The sequence below is a fragment of the Halomonas heilongjiangensis genome, assembly GCF_002879645.1.
Taxonomy (GTDB): Bacteria; Pseudomonadota; Gammaproteobacteria; order Pseudomonadales; family Halomonadaceae; genus Halomonas; species Halomonas heilongjiangensis.
The window spans coordinates 89,330-106,766 of record NZ_PNRE01000036.1 but is presented as its reverse complement, the minus strand read 5'-3'; the positions used below and the strand labels follow the sequence as shown (position 1 = coordinate 106,766).

Below are 17,437 nucleotides of genomic sequence, written 5' to 3'. Positions count from 1 at the left end.
CTGTTCCAGGCACGATTTGGAAGGAGCGCGACCTTGAGTAGCGAAATTATCAAAGTTCCCGACATCGGTGGCGATACCGATGTCGAAATCATCGAGATCGCGGTGTCGGAAGGCGACGTGATCGACGCCGAGGATACCCTGATCACCCTGGAGTCCGACAAGGCCTCCATGGATGTGCCGGCGCCGAAGGGTGGCAAGGTCATCAAGGTGTTGGTCAAGGAGGGCGACACCGTCTCCGAGGGCGACGACATCGTCGAGCTGGAGCTGGCGGGTGCCGATGGTGGTGCGGCCGAGGAGCCGGCGTCACCGGCCCCCGAGAAGGCGCCCGAACCCGCCGCGGAGAAGCCCGCGGCGAAGCCGGCGAGCGGTGGCGGCAAGCGCACCGTGGAGATCAAGGTGCCGGACCTGGGTGGCTCCTCCGACGTGGAGATCATCGAGGTGGCGGTGGCCGAGGGCGACGAGGTCGCCGAAGAGGACACCCTGATCACCCTGGAGTCCGACAAGGCCTCCATGGACGTGCCCAGCCCCCATGCCGGCAAGCTGGTCAGCCTGACCGTCAAGGAGGGCGATACGGTTTCCGAGGGCGATGTCATCGGTACCATGGAGGTCGCCGGCGAGGGGGGCGATGACGCTGCGGCACCCGCCGAGCCGGCCCGTGCCACCGAGCCCGAGGCCGAGGAAGCTCCGGCCGAGGAAGAAGAGGCGTCCGGCGGCGAGCCCGAGCGCAAGGAGATCCGCATACCGGACCTCTCCGGCTCCAGTGACGTGCCGGTGATCGAGATCGCCGCCACCGTGGGCGACGAGGTCGACGAGGAAGACCCGCTGATCACCCTGGAGTCCGACAAGGCCTCCATGGACGTGCCGAGCCCCTACAAGGGCAAGCTGGTCGAGCTGACCGTCAAGGAGGGCGACACCGTCTCCGAGGGCGACCTGATCGGCTATATCGAGGTGGCGGGCAGCAAGCCTGCGCCCAAGGCGGCTGCCAAGAAGACGGAGCAGAAGGCCGAGGCGCCGAAGGCCGACAAGCCGGCACCGACCCCGGCCGGCACGCCGAGCCCGGAAGCCCAGATGGCGGCCCACAAGCCCCGCGACGGCAAGTTGGTCCATGCCGGCCCGGCGGTGCGCATGCTGGCCCGCGAGCTGGGGGTCGACCTGGGGCTGGTCAGGCCCAGCGGCCCGAAGGAGCGGGTGCTGAAGGAGGACGTCCACGCCTACGTCAAGCAGGCGATCGCCGGCAAGGCCCAGACGCCTGCCGCCGCCCCGGCGGCCGCCGGCGGTGCCGGCATCCCGCCGATCCCGGACCAGGACTTCAGCCAGTTCGGTGAGGTGGAAGAGAAGCCGATGGGCCGCCTGATGAAGATGGGCGCCACCAACCTGCATCGCAGTTGGGTCAACCTGCCCCACGTCACCCAGTTCGACGAGGCGGACATCACCGAGCTGGAGGCCTTCCGCAAGTCGATGAAGGCCGAGGCCGAGGCCCAGGGGGCCAAGCTCACGCCGCTGCCCTTCCTGATCAAGGCGTGCGCCTTCGCCCTGCGCCAGTACCCGCAGTTCAACGTCAGCCTGAAGAGCGACGGCGAGACGGTGGTGCACAAGAAGTACGTCCACATCGGCATTGCCGTGGACACCCCGGACGGCCTGATGGTGCCGGTGATCCGCGACGCCGACAGGAAGTCGCTGATCGAGCTGGCCAAGGAGTCCGTGGAACTGGCCAAGAAGGCCCAGTCGAAGAAGCTCAAGCGCGAGGAGATGACCGGTGGCTGCTTCACCATCTCCAGCCTGGGCTCCATCGGCGGCACCGCCTTCACCCCGATCGTCAACGCCCCGGAGGTCGCCATCCTCGGCATCTCCAAGGCGCAGATGAAACCGGTGTGGGACGGCAAGGCCTTCGAGCCGCGGCTGATGATGCCGCTGTGTCTCTCCTACGACCACCGGGCGGTCAATGGCGCCGATGCGGCGCGCTTCACCGCCCTGCTCGGTCAGCTACTGACCGATATCCGCCGCCTGCTGCTGTAATTCCGGGTGGTGGATCGACGACGGCGCCATGAGGCGCCGTCGTTGTTTGTAGAACGGGCACGATGACGCAGGGAAGACCAAAGTGTTATTCGGCCGTCAGTGGGTTGATGTGCAACCGGTTTTCGCTTCTTTTTCCACAAGATTCGAGTCGGGTCGCTTGTCTACGGACGATGCCACGGTTATCGTTCCTTCCCATCCCTTTTTTCGCTTGTGACGACCACTTACCTACCGAGGTACAAGAACATGCGTTTGATCCTGTTGGGCGCCCCGGGTGCCGGCAAGGGCACCCAGGCCCAGTTCATCTGCGAGCGGTTCAAGATCCCGCAGATCTCCACCGGCGACATGCTGCGCGCCGCGGTCAAGGAGGGCAGTGAGCTGGGGCTCAAGGTCAAGGAGATCATGACCAGCGGGGGCCTGGTGTCCGACGACATCATCATCGCCCTGGTCAAGGAGCGCATTGCCCAGCCGGACTGCGAGAACGGCTTCCTGTTCGACGGTTTCCCGCGCACCATCCCCCAGGCCGACGCCATGAAGGACGCGGGCGTCAAGCTCGACCACGTGCTGGAGATCGCCGTCGCCGACGACGAGATCGTCAAGCGCCTGGCCGGTCGTCGCGTGCACCCGGGCTCCGGCCGTGTCTACCACGTCGAGTACAATCCGCCCAAGGAGCCCGGCAAGGACGACGTCACCGGCGAGCCGCTGATCCAGCGCGACGACGACCGCGAGTCCACCGTGCGCAACCGCCTGGCGGTCTACCACGAGCAGACCGCGCCGCTGGTCGACTACTACCAGGCCTGGGCGGAGCAGGACCCCGAGGCCGCCCCGACCTACCACCGCGTCGAGGGGGTCGGCAGCGTCGACGCCATCACCAGTCAGGTGCTCGAGGCCCTGGAGGGCTGATACCTTCCCCGCCCTGTCACGCTCGATGGCCCGCTCAAGCGGGCCATCGTCGTTTCTGGCCAGGCCACGTATAATGGCTGCCCATTTCGCTGTGATGGCCGAGCCCCATGTCGATCCTGCTGGCCCTGGATGCCTCCTCGAGCGCCTGTTCCGTCGCCCTGCTGCGGCGCCGCGCGGGGGCCGATGACGAACTCCTCTCCCGCTTCGAGCTCGCCCCCCGGGAGCACACCCGGCGGCTGCTGCCCCTGGTCGACGAGGTGCTCGCCGAGGCCGGCCTCGCGCCGGCGTCGCTGGATGCCGTGGCCTACGGCCATGGCCCCGGCTCCTTCACCGGGCTGCGCATCGCCGCCGGTGCCGCCCAGGGGCTGGCCTATGGCCTCGATCGCCCGCTGATCGGCGTCTCGACCCTCGCCGCCCTGGCGCTGGGCGGCCATCGTCGTCACCACTTCCGTTACCTGGTCACCGCCCTGGACGCCCGCATGGGGGAGATCTACGTGGCCGCCTGGCAGTGCCGCGACGGCCTCCCCGAGCCGCTCGCCGAGGAGGCGGTGATGCCGCCGGCGCGGCTGCGCCTGCCGGCGGGCCATGCGGATCACGACTGGGTGGGGATCGGGTCCGGCTGGGGGCTGTGGGATGCCATGCCCGCCGAGGTGCAGGCCGGTATCGGCCAGCACCTGCCCGACCTGGAGGCCGACGCCGCCGACATGGTGCTGCTGGCGGCGCGGGCCTTCGAGGCCGGCGAGGCCCGCCCGCCCCATGAGGTCCAGCCGGTCTATCTGCGCGATCAGGTGGCCTGGAAGAAGGCGCGATGAGCGAGCGTCCGCCCCTGGTGGTGGGCGGTGCGGGGCTGGCGGAACTGGCGGCCCGGCTCGGGCTGCCCCTGGGCGAGGCGGGGGAGGCCGAGCTGTCCCTGGAGATTCGCGACGGACGCCTGGTCCTGGTCGGCGACCCGCGGCGCTACGGCAACCCGCTGGCGGTGGATTTCGTCGCCGGCCGGGCCGCTCACCGGCGCCATTTCGGCGGCGGTCGCGGCCAGCTGATCGCCCGCGCCTGCGGCCTGGGCAAGGGGGTGACGCCGTCGGTGGTGGATGCCACCGCCGGGCTCGGCCGCGACGCCTTCGTGCTGGCGAGTCTCGGCGCCGAGGTGCTGATGGTGGAGCGGGTGGCGGCGATCTTCGCCCTGCTCGAGGATGGCGTGGCGCGCGCCCTGGCCGATCCCGAAACCGCCGGGATCGCCGCGCGGATGCACCTGGCCCGTGGCGACGCCACGCGGGAGCTCGATGCCCTGGTGGCGGAGGGGGGCGTGTCGCCCCAGGTGGTCCACCTCGATCCGATGTTCCCGCACCGCGACAAGTCGGCGCTGGTCAAGAAGGAGATGCGGCTCTTCAGGGTGCTGGCCGGCGACGACGGCGATGCGCCGCGGCTGCTGGAGGCGGCGCTGGATGTGGCCACCCACCGGGTGGTGGTCAAGCGTCCGCGCCAGGCCCCCCCCATCGCGGGGCCCGCGCCCCGGCACGTCATCGAGGGCAAGACCAGCCGCTACGATCTCTATGTCCATCGGGCCTTGACCGCCGCCTGAGTCACTCGTTGGGGCGGCGGGTGATCAGCTGCAGCCGATGGCGCAGCGCGGGATCGAACAGCTCGCGCGAGCGCCGGGCGGCCAGGCGCAGCCGCTCGTCGAACACCAGTCGCTCCTCCTCGCGCCATAGCCAGCCCTCTCGCTCCAGGCTCTCCACCAGGCTGGCGAACAGCCGGGTATCGAAGAACTCCGGGGCATCGAGCCCCGACAGCAGGGCCAGCCGCTCGGCCAACTGGCGGCTGCGCTCGGCCAGCGCCTCGGCGACCAGCTCGCCCGGGCCGGCGTCGAGCAGCACCGCCAGCAGCAGATAGCCGCGCTCCAGCGAGGGCTGCATCAGTTGCCCGAGCAGGCGCAGCCGTTCGCCGGCCTCGAGGGGTTCCTCGGGGCAATGCCACCCCTCCTCGGTGCGTTCCAGCAGCCCCTGGTCGACCAGCAGGTCGAGCATCTCGGTCACCCCTTCACGCAGCGAGGCCGGTGGCTCGATGACCAGTTCCCGGGCCAGTATTGGCCAGCAGGGGGCGAGCAGTGCCTCCAGGGCTTCCAGGCGGTGCGTCGGCCGGTGGCGAAAGGCGAAGGCGACCAGGCCGGCCAGGGCGAAGAGATGCATCACATTGTTGCGATACCAGGCCAGCAGGCCGGCCTGGCCGGCATCGGCGAGCAGGATGTCGCCCTGGGGATGGGGGCGCCGTTCGACCATGCCCAGGGCCACCACTTGGTCGATCCAGTCGCTGGGGGTGCCCGCCGGGAGGCTGGCATGGACGCCGCCGGGACGGCGCCGCTGCAGGTCGGCGAGCAGGGCGAGCTGGCGCTCGAGCAGGCTGACCTCGATGGCGTGGTGGGGGGTGGCCAGCAGCACCAGGGCCACCAGGTTGACCGGGTTGAGGGCCGCGGCGGCGTTGATGCGCCGACACAGCTCCTCGCCGAGCCGGGGGATCAACGGCGTGAGCCAGGCGGGGCGCTCCTCGCCCAGGGCATGGCGCCAGTCGCCGACTTCCCGGTCCAGATAGGCGGCCAGGGTGAGGGGCTCACCGACGTTCACCGTCACCCGGCCGAAGGGCTGGCGCAGCTGGCCGAGCACGCGTAGCAGAGCCAGCGGGCTCTCCTTGCGCTTCTTGCCACCGCGCAGCTCGCGCTGGTAACTGGCATTCTCGATGATCCGCTCGTAGCCGATATAGACCGGCACGAAGGCGAGCCGCTGCTGGCCGCTGCCGGCGGCGCTGCGCAGATAGGAGCGCAGGGTCATGGCCAGCATGCCGGGGCGGGCGGCGAGCATTCGCCCGCTGCGCGAGCGCCCGCCCTCGATGAAGTATTCCAGCGGGTGGCCGCGGGAGAGCAGCCGGTGCAGGTACTCGTTGAACACCGCCGCATAGAGCCGGTTGTCGCGGAAGCTGCGGCGCAGGAAGAAGGCGCCGCCACGGCGCAGCAGCGGGCCGATCAGCGGCATGTCGAGGTTGCGTCCGGCGGCGATGTGCGGTGGCATCAGGCCATCCCGGTAGAGCACGTAGGAGAGCAGCAGGTAGTCGATATGGCTGCGGTGGCAGGGTACGTAGACCAGGGTATGGTCGCCGGCCAGCGCCTTGACCCGTTCCAGGCCATGGACGTCCACGCCATCGTAGAGCCGGTTCCAGAGCCGCTTGAGCAGGCCGTCCATGAAGCGCAGTACCGGGTAGGCCATGTTCGAGGCGATCTCGCGCCCGTAGCGCCGGGCACGCTTCTGCAGTCGCGCGGGCGAGCGGTTCTCGCTCGTGGCCTGTTCGGCGATCACCTGGCGTACTTCGGGGCTGCGCGACACGCCTTCGATCAGGATGCGACGGTGGGAGAGATCCGGCCCCAGTACCCGGGTGCGCAGGCGGCGGAAGTGCACGCGCAGCAGCCTGGCCGTCTTGCGGTTGGCGAGGGTCGCACCGCGCGCGTCGAGCAGGTCGCCGAGCTTGAGCGGGGCGCCGAAGTGCAGCTCCACGTTCTTGCCGTTGACCAGCACCGAGAGCGCCCGGCGCAGGCGGCCGGTGAACTGCCAGCTGTCGGCGGCCAGCATCTTCCAGAACCCGAACCGTTTGCCCGGGGCCCGGCCCCAGAAGACGCTGACCGGGACCAGTTGCACCTCGTGCTCGGGGTGACTGCGACGCTGCTCGAGCAGCCCCAGGAAGGGGGCCTCGAGCCGTGCGGTGCGTCGCCACAGGCGCCGGCCGGGAGAGGGCAGGGCGAGGCAGGCCGGCAGGGTGATCTCGCCCACCTGGCGCCGGCCGGCGGCCGAGGGCAGACCGTGGGCGCGGCAGAGCGATTCGAGCAGCAGGGCATCCGAGAGGGCCGGGTGGGGCAGGACATAGAGCACCGGCAGCGCCGGATCCAGATCGAGCTCATCGACGGCGGGCTCGATCAGGCGAAGCTCCACCCAAGCGGCGATCAGCCGCCGCAGCGGCGCGCGCAAGGGGATCATCAGCGTGCGTATGAAGGCCATCCGATTGCCTTGGCTGAGGAGACGAGGTGGCCAGTATAGCCATCGCGGCCCCGTCGGTCAGGGGCGCGGCTTTTCCTGGCCCGGCAAACGTGCGTCAATGCGGTGGAGAATCGCACAGGGACGCGGCCATGCACGGCATGTGGAGAGACGGCAATCACTTCCAGCTGCTGCCGGAATCGGCGCGCTTCCTGCCAGCCATGTTCGAGGCGGTCCAGGAGGCGCGCGAGTCGATCCTGATCGAGCTCTACCTGATGGAATCCGGCCGCCTGGCCTCGGCCTTGGTCGATGCCCTGCTCAAGGCCGTCGAGCGCGGCGTGACGGTGATGCTGATGCTCGACGGCTATGGCGCCATGGGGCTCTCCGGGGGGGATCGGACGCGCCTCGAGACAGGCGGGGTGGCACTGCGCTTCTTCAACCCCCTGGGGTTCCACTCGTTGGCTCGCAACCTGACCCGCGACCACCGCAAGCTGCTGGTGGTGGACGGCCGAGTGGCCTATACCGGCGGCTTCGGCGCGGTCGACGAGTTCCTCGACGCCTGGTATGAGGTGGCCGTGCGCATCGAGGGGCCGGTGGTGGCCGACTGGGTGCGGCTGTTCTGCCGCCTGTGGGACTCGCCGCTGACCCGGGGCAGCGGCCAGCCTGATCTGGTGCACAACCTGCGCCTGGACGTGTCGCCCCACGAGGACTACCGGGGCATGCGCGGACGGGTGGTCTGGGGCCAGGGCTATCGCTACCAGGCGATCCGCCATTCGTTGCAGCGCCAGGTGTCGTCGGCACGCCGGCGCATATGGATCTGCACGCCCTATTTCGTGCCCACCTTCAGCCTGCGCCTGCGCCTGGCGCGGGCGGCCCGCCGCGGGGTCGACGTGCGCCTGTTGTTGCCCGGCGAGATGCATGACCACCCCGGCGTGCGCTACGCCGGCCAGCGCTTCTACGGTCGTCTGCTCAAGGCCGGGGTGCGGATCTTCGAGTTCCAGCCCACCTTCATCCACGCCAAGTTCTCGCTCGCCGATCACTGGACGAGCATCGGCTCGTGCAACTTCGATCACTGGAGCCTGCACTGGAACCTGGAGGCCAATCAGGAGGTGGATGACCGTCGCTTCGCCGAGGAGGTGGTCGAGCTGTTCGAGCGCAGCTTCGCCACCAGCCGCGAGATCCGCCGGGAGGAGTGGTCCCGGCGCCCCCGCTGGCAGCGCCTCAAGGAGTGGTTGTTCGGCAGCCTGGACGGGCTGCTGACGCGACTGAGGTAGCCCGGCTTCGCCGGGCCAGCAGCTTACCGCTTGCGTTTGCCATCGCGACCGACGGGCTTCTTCTTGCGCGGGGTAGGCTTGGGGGTTTCCGGCGGCACGCGGTAGTGCAGATAGAGATCCAGCACCAGCTCCGGCAACTGGGCGACCAGGGCCTCGAGCCGCGCGGTGTCGGCGGTGAATTCGGCCATGTCCGGCTCCTCGTCGAACAGGCCCGACAGTGCCATGAAGGGCAGCAGCAGGGTGGCGGCAGTCTCCTCGTCCTCCTCGAACCAGGCCGCCTCGTCGAGGAAGACCCCTTCCATGAAGCCGGCACACCAGTCGCCGATCGGCGTCTCCTCGGCAGCCAGGCCGTCGAGAACGAGCTCGAAGGGCAGTTCCGGCAGCAGGCCCTGCTCCAGGGCGGCGATGGCGTTGCGCCTGAGCGCTTCCAGCAGTCCGAGGATGGTCTCGCGCTCGGCGTCGTCGGCGAAGGTCGGCTCGCCGTGGAAGAGCTCGGCGACCCAACTGGCGGGGGGCACGTCGCTGGGCGCCACGGCCAGTGCCACCAGGAAGCCGTGGGCACCGATCAGGTCCAGGGCCTCGGCGTCGACGCGTTCCGAATCGAGAAAGTCGTCGAGCAGGTCGAGGTCGTCGTCGTCGAGCAGCGGTTGAGGCTGGGGGGTATCGGACATCGGGCATCTCGCTGTGTGGCAGGGGTGTCGCGTGGCTTGCCGCCCCGTGGCTGGCGCGTCATTCTAGCATCCCATGGAGACCCCCGTGCTGCCCCATCCCGATCCCGACCGGCTGGCCGCCCTCGACCACGAGGCGCTGCTGGCCGCCCTGCACGAACGGGTCGAGGCCGCCTGGCGGCTGTGTCGTGAGGTACACTCCGGGCTGCCGCGCCCCCGGGTGTGGTGCGACCTGCGCGGCAAGTCCGCCGGCCAGGCCCATTTCGGCCGCGGCGGGCTGCGTTTCAATCCGGTGCTGCTGGCCGAGAACCGCGAGGCCTTCCTGGTCGAGGTGGTGCCCCACGAGATGGCCCACTGGCTGGTGCAGCACCTCGACGATGGTCACCTGGCCCGGCCCCATGGCCGCGAGTGGCAGACGGTGATGCGTCGGCTGTTCGGCCTCGAGCCCCGCACCACCCACCGCTTCGACACCCACCGGGCGAGTCCCGCGCCGCACCGCTACCGCTGCGCTTGTCGCGAGCATGGCTTCACCGCCCGCCGCCACGCCCTGGCCCGCCGGGGGCATCGCTACCGCTGCCGTCACTGTGCTCAGACCTTGGTCTATCTCGGCCTCGCCATGCCCGAAAATGGTTCGTAAGTTGTTGTGCTAAAAAGGAAAAATGTTGCTACCAATGTCTAAAGGGAAGGCCGTGGCCAGCGGTATATGCTGGTGTCACCTTTAAGGTGCCGGCTCGCCCGACGATGCGGCCGGCGACGTTAACCAGGGTGCATCTCCCGGAAGAGGCAATTCCATGACCGAACAGCAGAAAGTCCATCCGGTACGCGACGACTTCGCCGCCAATGCCCATGCCGACAGGGCCAAGTACCAGGCCATGTATCAGCAGTCGCTGGATGATCCGGAAGGGTTCTGGGCCGAGCAGGCGAAGCGTCTCGACTGGATCAAGGCGCCGACGAAGATCAAGCAGACGAGCTTCGATTCGCACAATGTGGACATCCGCTGGTTCGAGGACGGCACCCTCAACGCTAGTGCCAACTGTCTCGACCGCCACCTGGCGACCCGCGGCGACCAGACCGCCATCATCTGGGAAGGCGACGACCCCGCCGATTCCCGGCACGTCACCTACCGCGAGCTTTACGAGCACACCTGTCAGCTGGCCAATGGCCTCAAGGAGCTGGGTGTCCGCAAGGGCGACGTGGTGACCCTTTATATGCCGATGATCCCCGAGGCGGCCGTGGCCATGCTGGCCTGCGCGCGCATCGGCGCCGTCCACTCGGTGGTGTTCGGCGGTTTCTCGCCGGATGCCCTGGCCCAGCGTGTCGTCGGCGCCGATTCCAAGCTGGTGATCACCGCCGACGAGTCGGTGCGTGGCGGCAAGCAGGTGCCGCTGAAGGACAACGTCGATGCGGCCCTGACCCGCCCGGGCACCGGGGTCTGCGAGAAGGTGCTGGTGGTCAAGCGTACCGGAGGCGAGATCGACTGGCAGGACGGCCGCGACGTCTGGTATCAGGACCTGGTCGATCGCCAGCCCACCGAGTGCCCGGCCGAGGAGATGAACGCCGAGGATCCGCTGTTCATCCTCTACACCTCCGGTTCCACCGGGGCGCCCAAGGGTCTCAAGCACACCACCGGGGGGTACCTCGCCTACGCCAGCCTGACCCACCAGTACGTCTTCGACTACCAGGACGGCGAGGTCTACTGGTGCACCGCCGACGTGGGCTGGGTCACCGGCCACAGCTACATCGTCTACGGGCCCTTGGCCAACGGTGCCATCACCCTGATGTTCGAAGGGGTGCCGAGCTATCCGACCCATGGCCGCATGGGCGAGATCGTCGACAAGCACAAGGTCAGCGTCCTCTACACCGCGCCGACCGCGGTGCGTGCCCTGATGGCCCATGGCGATGACGTCATGGCCTCGAGCCGGCGCGACAGCCTGCGCCTGCTTGGCTCGGTGGGCGAGCCGATCAACCCCGAGGCCTGGGAGTGGTTCTACCGGGTGATCGGCAACTCGAAGTGCCCGATCGTCGATACCTGGTGGCAGACCGAGACCGGCGGCATCATGATCTCGCCGCTGCCGGGGGCCATGGACCTCAAGCCCGGCTCGGCGACCCTGCCGTTCTTCGGCGTGGTGCCGGCGCTGGTCGACAGCGAGGGCAACGAGCTGAAGGGCGCCACCGAGGGCAACCTGGTGATCCTGGACTCCTGGCCCGGCCAGGCGCGCTCGATCTGGGGTGACCACGACCGTTTCGTCCAGACCTACTTCTCCACCTACCAGGGCATGTATTTCACCGGCGACGGCTGCCGTCGCGACGAGGATGGCTACTACTGGATCACCGGCCGCGTCGACGACGTGCTCAACGTCTCCGGCCACCGCATGGGCACCGCCGAGATCGAGTCCTCGCTGGTCGCGCACGATGCCGTGGCCGAGGCGGCCGTGGTCGGCTTCCCCCATGATATCAAGGGCCAGGGCATCTACATCTACGTCACCCTGACCGAGGGGGTCGAGCCCACCGACGCGCTCAAGAAGGAGCTGACCCAGTGGGTGCGCAAGGACATCGGGCCGATCGCCTCGCCGGACGTCATCCAGTGGGCCCCGGGCCTGCCCAAGACCCGTTCGGGCAAGATCATGCGCCGTATCCTGCGCAAGATCGCCGCCAACGAGTGCGATGGCCTGGGTGACACCAGCACCCTGGCCGATCCGTCGGTGGTCGACGAGCTGATCGAGCACCGCGCCAATCGCTGACGGCAGGGACCGTCGGCAGGGGCGCCACTCGCCCATCGGCGCCCCGCCTGCCCCTTTTCTGCCGGCCCCCGTGGTCGGCTTTTTCGTGTTCGTTGACGCCGCTTGTCGACAACCCTCGTCGAGCGCTTGGGAAAGCCTTCCCGCATGGGGTAACATGCCGTCATCGATAGAAGAGCCCAGTATGGCGGCCGTCGGCCCGCTGCTCGAGGAACCGGAGGAGAATCCATGGCCTTTGCCCAGAAATTCATCGTCGCCGATGACCATCCGCTGTTCCGTGCGGCCCTGACCCAGGCACTGCGGCAGCTGGCGCCCCAGGCCGAGATCGTCGAGTCGGACACCATGGAGGCCACCACCGAGGTGGTGACCCGTCATCCGGATGCCGACCTGATCCTGCTCGACCTGCATATGCCGGGAGCGCATGGGTTTTCTGGTCTCATTCAGTTGAGAGGCCAGACCCCGGATATCCCGGTGGCGGTGGTCTCCGGCAGCGACGAGCCCCATGTGGTGCGCCGTGCCATCGACTACGGCGCCTCGGGGTTCATTCCCAAGTCGTCGTCGCTTGCGCTGATCGCCGAAGCGGTGGGCGAGATCCTCGACGGCGAGGTGTGGTTGCCGGCGGAGCTCGCCGCGGCCATGGGCGAGTCCGACGAGGAGGAGACCCGCTTCGCCGAGGCGATCGCCTCGCTGACCCCGCAGCAGTTCCGGGTGCTCAACATGCTCACCGAAGGCCTGCTCAACAAGCAGATCGCCTATGAGCTCAACGTCTCCGAGGCGACCATCAAGGCCCATGTCACCGCCATCCTGCGCAAGCTCGGGGTGCACTCCCGCACCCAGGCGGTGATCGCCGCCCAGAAGCTCGAGGTCGAGCCGCCCAAGGTCGAGTCCTGAGCCGCACTTCGGGCAGCCTGTAGGAGCCCAGCTCTGCTGGGCGAATGGAGGCCGAAGGCCTCCTGATGGTGGCAGCCCACGGTTAGACCATAATGCCTGGCCGCTTGTCGGGGATCCGAAATCGCGGCTTCCCCGGCGACAGGCCTTCGCGGGGGCGCTGTGAACCCCTCCCTGGGCGCTACATTCTTCATCCATGAAGAATGACCCCCGCTCCGGCCTGTCCCCGGCGCCGCTTGCGTCGGCAGTCGCCCGGTACCATTTGGCTTCCAGCTTCCAGCTTCCAGCTTCCAGCTTCCAGCTTCCAGCTTCCAGCTCTCGCGCAGCGCGCTACCCCTCCTGCCTGGCCGCCCGGCTCGCCTGCAGGGTGCGGGTGAGCAGGGCGCGCAGGGCGGCGGGGCGCACCGGCTTGAGCAGCAGCTGGTAGCCGCTGCGCTTGATCTCCTCGGCCACCTCCTCGGTACGGTCGGCGGTGATCACGATGCCCGGTATCGCACCCTCCAGCCGCTCGCCCAGGGCCTCCAGGGCCATCAGGCCGGTGACCTCGTTGTCCAGGTGGTAGTCGGCGAGGATGGCATCCGGGTCGCCGTCGAGATGGCGCAGCACCGACTTGGCGCCACCGATGGTGGTGGCGGTGAACACCTCGCAACCCCACCCCGAGAGCATCGCCTTCATGCCCTCGAGGATCAGCGACTCGTTGTCGATGCACAGCACCCGGGTGCCGGCCAGCTTGTTGCCGGCGCGCCTGGGGGTGGCCTCCTCGGCCTGCTCGGCCTCGCTGCGCGCCGCCACCACCGGCACGCTGACCGAGAACATGGTGCCGGCGCCTTCCCGGGAGCGCACCTTGATGGGGTGGTCGAGTACCCGGCTCATGCGGTCGGCGATGGAGAGGCCCAGGCCGAGGCCCTTCTCGCTCTCCTTGTGTCGCGAGGCCTGGTCGAGGCGGCGGAACTCCTGGAAGATCTCGGCCTGCTTGGAGTCGGGGATACCCGGGCCCGAGTCCCACACCTCGATGGCGAGGCGGCCGGCGTGGCGGCGACACCCCAGCAGCACGCGCCCCTCCTGGGTATAGCGGATGGCGTTCGAGAGGAAGTTCTGAACGATGCGGCGCAGCATCTGGGGGTCGCTGTCGACCCAGGCGCGGGTCGGTACCACCACCAGGTCGAGGCCACGCTCCTCGGCCATTACCTCGAACTCGGCGCGCAGCGGGCGGAAGACATCGGCCAGGGCGAAGTGGTTGCGCCGCGGGGTCAGGGCCCCGGCGTCGAGCTTGGAGATGTCGAGCAGGGTGCCGAGCAACTCCTCGGCGGCCTGCAGCGAGTTGTCGATATGGCCGATGGTGCGCCGCATGTCCACCGCATCCATCTCCTGGGAGAGCGCCGAGGTGAACAACCGCGCGGCATTGAGCGGTTGCAGCAGGTCGTGGCTGGCCGCGGCCAGGAAGCGGGTCTTGGAGGCGTTGGCGTCTTCGGCAAGTTGCTTGGCCTGGCGCAGCGCCAGCTCCGCCTCGGCGCGCACCCGGTTCTCCTGACGCAGGGCGGCGTTGGCCTCGGAGAGCGCCTGGGTCCGCTCGCGGACCCGCTCCTCCAGGGTCTCGTTGGTCTCCTTGAGGGCGATCTCGGCCAGACGCCGCTCGGTGATGTCCTGGTAGAGCGAGAAGAAGCCGAGGATCGCGCCGCTGTCGCCGAAGTGCGGCGTATAGGTGACCAGCATGTGGCGGGTTCCCTCGGGCAGGGCCAGCGAGACCTCGAAACTGACCCGCTCGCCGGCCAGGGCGCGCTCGATCCAGGGGGCCCGGTCGCGGGCCATCTCCGGGGAGATCACCTGCTCGATGCGCTTGCCGATCACCGCGTTGCGGTCGATGCCGAAGGCCTGCTCGTAGGCGCGGTTGGTGAAGAGATAGCGGCACTCCTTGTCGAAGTAGGCGATCAGCGCCGGCACGTTGTCGGTGTAGATGCGGATGTTGTTCTCCGAGCGGATCAGCGCCTCCTCGATGCGCTTCTGCTGGGTGATGTCCTGGTAGGTATAGACGAAGCCGCCGCCGGGCATGGGGTTGCCCTGGACCTCGAGCACGCTGCCGTCCTGGCGATAGCGCACGTAGCGGTGGGGCTGGCCCTCGCGGATGTTGTCGAGCAGCAGCTGCACGTGCTCCTCCGGGTCGCCGGGGCCGTACTCGCCGTTGTGGGCGTTGTAGCGGAAGATACGGTCGATGGGGGCGCCGACCCGGATCAGGTGGTCGGGGAAGCGGAACAGCTCCAGGTAACGCTGGTTCCACACCACCAGCCGCAGGTTCTGGTCGACCACGCTGATGCCCTGGTTGATGTTCTCGATGGTGGCCTGCAGCAGGGCGCGGTTGAACTCCAGTACCTGGGAGGCCTCGTCGACGATGGAGATCACGTCCGAGATGCCGATGCCGCGCCCCTGCAGCGCCGAGTTGACCACGATGCGCGCCGAGGAGGCACCGAGCACCGAGGCCAGGAAGCGCTCGGTGAACTGGATCACGTCGATGGAGGCGCGGGTGCTGTCGTCCAGCGTCTTGCCGGTGCGCCGGGCGTAGTCGTCGAAGGCACGGCTCACCTGGCCGGCGCCGAGGAAGCGCTCGCACAGTACCTTGAGGTCGCCGACGGTGGTGGCGCCGGTCCAGGGGCGGTTCACCGAAGTCTGGCGGGTCTCGACGCTGTCGACGAACAGCGAGGCCTGGATGCGCTCGACCACCCGCTGGGGCGTCATCTGCGAGACGAAGATGTAGCAGAACAGGTTGATGCCGAGCGAGAGCATGACGCCATGGGTGAAGCTGTCGCCGACATTGAGGCCGAACAGCGAGGTGGGCGTGAGCCAGGCGATGCCGAGCGGCCCGCCGGCGAGCCAGTGTGCCGGCAGCACGCCGGCGGAGATCATCGCCGGCATCAGCAGGCTGTAGGCCCAGATGGCGAAGCCGACGTTCATGCCGACGATCACCCCGAGGCGGTTGCCGCGCTTCCAGTAGAGCCCGCCGATCAGCGCCGGGGCGAACTGGGCGGCAGCCGCGAACGACAGCATGCCGATGGAGGCGAGCGAGGTGAATTCGCCGATCAACTGGTAGAAGCCGTAGGCCATGGCCAGGATCGCGGCGATGGTGATGCGCCGCGCGCGCAGCACCAGGCGGCCGTAGTCGCGGGCCTTGGTGTCGAACCAGCGCAGACGGAACAGCGCCGGGATCACGATCTCGTTGGAGATCATGATCGACACCGCCACGGCGGCGACGATCACCATGCCGGTGGCCGCCGAGAAGCCGCCGATGAAGGTGAGCAGGGTCAGCCACTCGTTGTTGGCGGCCATGGGCAGCGCCAGCACATAGGTATCCGGCTCGATGCCGCTGTCGGCGAACATCGTCAGGCCGGCGGCGGCCAGCGGCAGCACGAAGAAGGCGAAGGCCACCAGGTAGAGCGGGAAGAGCCAGCGTGCCTTGGTGGCATCGTCGCGGTGGGTATTCTCCACCACCGCCACGTGGAACTGGCGGGGCAGGCAGAGGATGGCCAGCATGGCGAGCAGGGTCTGGGCCCAGAAGCTCTGGCCGAAGTCCTGCTGGGCGAGCTGACGCTGCAGCTCGAGCTGGGTCTCGGCCCGTCCCAGCAGGTCGCCGAGGCCGTCGAACATGCCCCAGGTGACGTAGGCGCCGAGCACCAGGAAGGCGATCAGCTTGACCAGCGACTCGAAGGCCACGGCGTGGATCAGCCCCTCGTGGTGCTCGGTGGCATCGGTGTGGCGAGTGCCGAAGAGGATGGCGAAGGCCGCCATCACCAGCGCCACGTAGAAGGCGGTGTCACCGAACAGCGGGGTGCGGGTGATGTCGGCGGCATCGGTGAGCACGGCGAAGGAGGTGGACACCGCCTTCAGCTGCAGGGCGATGTAGGGCAGGGTGCCGATCAGCGCCACCAGGCTGGCGAAGGCCGCCAGGGATTGGGTCTTGCCGTAGCGCGAGGCGATGAAGTCGGCGATCGAGGTGACGTTCTGGTGCTTGGCGACACGGATCATCTTGGCCAGCACCGGCCAGAACAGCAGGAACGTCAGGATCGGCCCGACGTAGATGCTGGCGAAGGACCAGCCGGCGGTGGCCGCCTGGCCGACGGCGCCGTAGAAGGTCCAGGAGGTGCAGTAGATGGCCAGCGCCAGGCTATAGATCACCGGGCGGCGCCGGCTCGCGCCGTGCTCGCGGGCATGCCGGTCGCCCCGCCAGGCGATGGCGAACAGCACGGCGATATAGAGCAACGAAACGGCGATCAGCAGCCAGCCGGCGAACATGCGCACTCCCCCTCTCTGTGCGCCCATTCTAGGGCAATGGCGGCCGAGAGGGCAGCCGGGAGTCGCTCGGTCGACCGCTGGCCGTCAGTTGCCAGGGACGGCAGACTCACTCCTCGGTGCAAAGCGCCTGGAACAGTGGCGTGTCGGCATCGACATCGCTCAGGTCCTCGAAGCGTGGCCGGCGCTCCTCGCCCACCAGGGGCAGCTGGGATCGGGTGGTGCAGTTCATCAGCCAGGCCTGGTGCGTCACCTGGTCCACGTACTGTCGTTCGAAGCGATAGCGAATGAACTCGACCAGTCGGTGGTCTTCCACCTGCGTCGGCACCAGGTTGTCCCGGTCCACGACACTGAACGCCGTGGTCATGGGGAAGACGTAGGTCCAGGGCCGCCAGAAGGCCCCGCCCTTCTCGATGGAGACGACCCGGGCCGACTCGGGCAGTTGGCCCTGTTTCTGGCTGAACCAGGAGTACTCGTAGTGGATCTGGTACCCCAGCATGCCGAGACCGGCACAGACGGGAATGATCCAGCGCGGCAACCGCTTGCCGCTGATGAAGCGCAACATCAGGCCGATCCCCGCGGCGCCCAAACCAGCAAAGATCGCGCCAATCAAATGCCATAACATAAATCGACCTTCCTCAAAGAAATCGGGCTTCCCCATG

12 protein-coding genes are annotated in these 17,437 nt (G+C 68.5%); 8 read left to right on the top strand and 4 right to left on the bottom strand.

Translation table 11 applies throughout. The annotated features are described in order from the left end of the window. Positions 1 to 33: 33 nt before the first annotated feature. The 4 genes from aceF to C1H66_RS08215 all read left to right on the top strand — a co-directional run bounded on the left by aceF (position 34) and on the right by C1H66_RS08215 (position 4,495). A complete protein-coding gene (gene aceF / locus C1H66_RS08230; protein ID WP_102627408.1) occupies positions 34 to 2,016 on the top strand; it encodes a pyruvate dehydrogenase complex dihydrolipoyllysine-residue acetyltransferase in 1,983 nt (660 codons plus the stop codon). Positions 2,017 to 2,259: 243 nt separating this feature from the next. Next, positions 2,260 to 2,916, top strand: coding sequence for an adenylate kinase (adk, locus tag C1H66_RS08225; RefSeq protein WP_102627407.1), 657 nt, complete (start codon positions 2,260 to 2,262; stop codon positions 2,914 to 2,916). A gap of 107 nt (positions 2,917 to 3,023) precedes the next feature. After that, the gene (gene tsaB, locus C1H66_RS08220) at positions 3,024 to 3,728 is read left to right on the top strand and encodes a tRNA (adenosine(37)-N6)-threonylcarbamoyltransferase complex dimerization subunit type 1 TsaB (RefSeq protein ID WP_102627406.1); all 705 of its coding nucleotides are present in this window, start codon (positions 3,024 to 3,026) and stop codon (positions 3,726 to 3,728) included. Then, complete coding sequence (locus tag C1H66_RS08215; protein WP_102627405.1) at positions 3,725 to 4,495, top strand: class I SAM-dependent methyltransferase; 771 nt, start codon at positions 3,725 to 3,727, stop codon at positions 4,493 to 4,495. The genes tsaB and C1H66_RS08215 overlap by 4 nt, the downstream gene beginning before the upstream one ends. 1 nt (position 4,496) lies before the next feature. Here C1H66_RS08215 and plsB read toward each other — a convergent pair whose 3' ends face one another. Next, positions 4,497 to 6,953 carry a glycerol-3-phosphate 1-O-acyltransferase PlsB gene (gene plsB, locus C1H66_RS08210; protein ID WP_170064119.1) on the bottom strand — a complete coding sequence of 819 codons (2,457 nt, stop codon included), beginning with the start codon at positions 6,951 to 6,953 and terminating at the stop codon, positions 4,497 to 4,499. A 128-nt stretch (positions 6,954 to 7,081) separates the two neighbouring features. Between plsB and C1H66_RS08205 the strand changes: the two genes are divergently transcribed. Continuing rightward, positions 7,082 to 8,203 carry a phospholipase D-like domain-containing protein gene (locus C1H66_RS08205; RefSeq protein ID WP_102627404.1) on the top strand — a complete coding sequence of 374 codons (1,122 nt, stop codon included), beginning with the start codon at positions 7,082 to 7,084 and terminating at the stop codon, positions 8,201 to 8,203. A 23-nt stretch (positions 8,204 to 8,226) separates the two neighbouring features. On the opposite strand, the gene C1H66_RS08200 is transcribed toward C1H66_RS08205, so the two are convergent. Further along, entirely contained in the window at positions 8,227 to 8,874 is a 648-nt protein-coding gene (locus tag C1H66_RS08200) for a YecA/YgfB family protein (RefSeq protein ID WP_102627403.1), read from the bottom strand. Between the two features lie 73 nt (positions 8,875 to 8,947). Here C1H66_RS08200 and C1H66_RS08195 point away from each other — a divergent pair, with 73 nt between their 5' ends. The 3 genes from C1H66_RS08195 (at position 8,948) to C1H66_RS08185 (ending at position 12,500) form a co-directional block, all read left to right on the top strand. Beyond that, a complete protein-coding gene (locus C1H66_RS08195) occupies positions 8,948 to 9,508 on the top strand; it encodes a SprT family zinc-dependent metalloprotease (RefSeq protein ID WP_102627402.1) in 561 nt (186 codons plus the stop codon). Positions 9,509 to 9,662: 154 nt separating this feature from the next. Beyond that, entirely contained in the window at positions 9,663 to 11,612 is a 1,950-nt protein-coding gene (gene acs / locus C1H66_RS08190; protein ID WP_102627401.1) for an acetate--CoA ligase, read from the top strand. A 225-nt stretch (positions 11,613 to 11,837) separates the two neighbouring features. After that, positions 11,838 to 12,500 (top strand): LuxR C-terminal-related transcriptional regulator, encoded by a 663-nt coding sequence (locus tag C1H66_RS08185; protein WP_102627400.1) that lies wholly within the window; start codon positions 11,838 to 11,840, stop codon positions 12,498 to 12,500. A gap of 327 nt (positions 12,501 to 12,827) precedes the next feature. Here the strand turns inward: C1H66_RS08185 and C1H66_RS08180 are convergent, their stop codons facing one another. Beyond that, complete coding sequence (locus tag C1H66_RS08180; protein ID WP_102627399.1) at positions 12,828 to 16,778, bottom strand: hybrid sensor histidine kinase/response regulator; 3,951 nt, start codon at positions 16,776 to 16,778, stop codon at positions 12,828 to 12,830. Positions 16,779 to 16,884: 106 nt separating this feature from the next. Beyond that, positions 16,885 to 17,340 carry a hypothetical protein gene (locus C1H66_RS08175; protein ID WP_306417644.1) on the bottom strand — a complete coding sequence of 152 codons (456 nt, stop codon included), beginning with the start codon at positions 17,338 to 17,340 and terminating at the stop codon, positions 16,885 to 16,887. Positions 17,341 to 17,437 lie beyond the last annotated feature (97 nt).

Bases quoted from the DNA above. Each gene is read 5' to 3' on its own strand.
- C1H66_RS08175 (WP_306417644.1), bottom strand. From the start codon at position 17,340: ATGTTGCGCTTCATCAGCGGCAAGCGGTTGCCGCGCTGGATCATTCCC.
- C1H66_RS08185 (WP_102627400.1), top strand. From the start codon at position 11,838: ATGGCCTTTGCCCAGAAATTCATCGTCGCCGATGACCATCCGCTGTTC.
- adk (WP_102627407.1), top strand. From the start codon at position 2,260: ATGCGTTTGATCCTGTTGGGCGCCCCGGGTGCCGGCAAGGGCACCCAG.
- C1H66_RS08180 (WP_102627399.1), bottom strand. From the start codon at position 16,778: ATGTTCGCCGGCTGGCTGCTGATCGCCGTTTCGTTGCTCTATATCGCC.
- tsaB (WP_102627406.1), top strand. From the start codon at position 3,024: ATGTCGATCCTGCTGGCCCTGGATGCCTCCTCGAGCGCCTGTTCCGTC.
- acs (WP_102627401.1), top strand. From the start codon at position 9,663: ATGACCGAACAGCAGAAAGTCCATCCGGTACGCGACGACTTCGCCGCC.
- C1H66_RS08195 (WP_102627402.1), top strand. From the start codon at position 8,948: ATGGAGACCCCCGTGCTGCCCCATCCCGATCCCGACCGGCTGGCCGCC.
- plsB (WP_170064119.1), bottom strand. From the start codon at position 6,953: ATGGCCTTCATACGCACGCTGATGATCCCCTTGCGCGCGCCGCTGCGG.
- C1H66_RS08200 (WP_102627403.1), bottom strand. From the start codon at position 8,874: ATGTCCGATACCCCCCAGCCTCAACCGCTGCTCGACGACGACGACCTC.
- C1H66_RS08215 (WP_102627405.1), top strand. From the start codon at position 3,725: ATGAGCGAGCGTCCGCCCCTGGTGGTGGGCGGTGCGGGGCTGGCGGAA.
- C1H66_RS08205 (WP_102627404.1), top strand. From the start codon at position 7,082: ATGCACGGCATGTGGAGAGACGGCAATCACTTCCAGCTGCTGCCGGAA.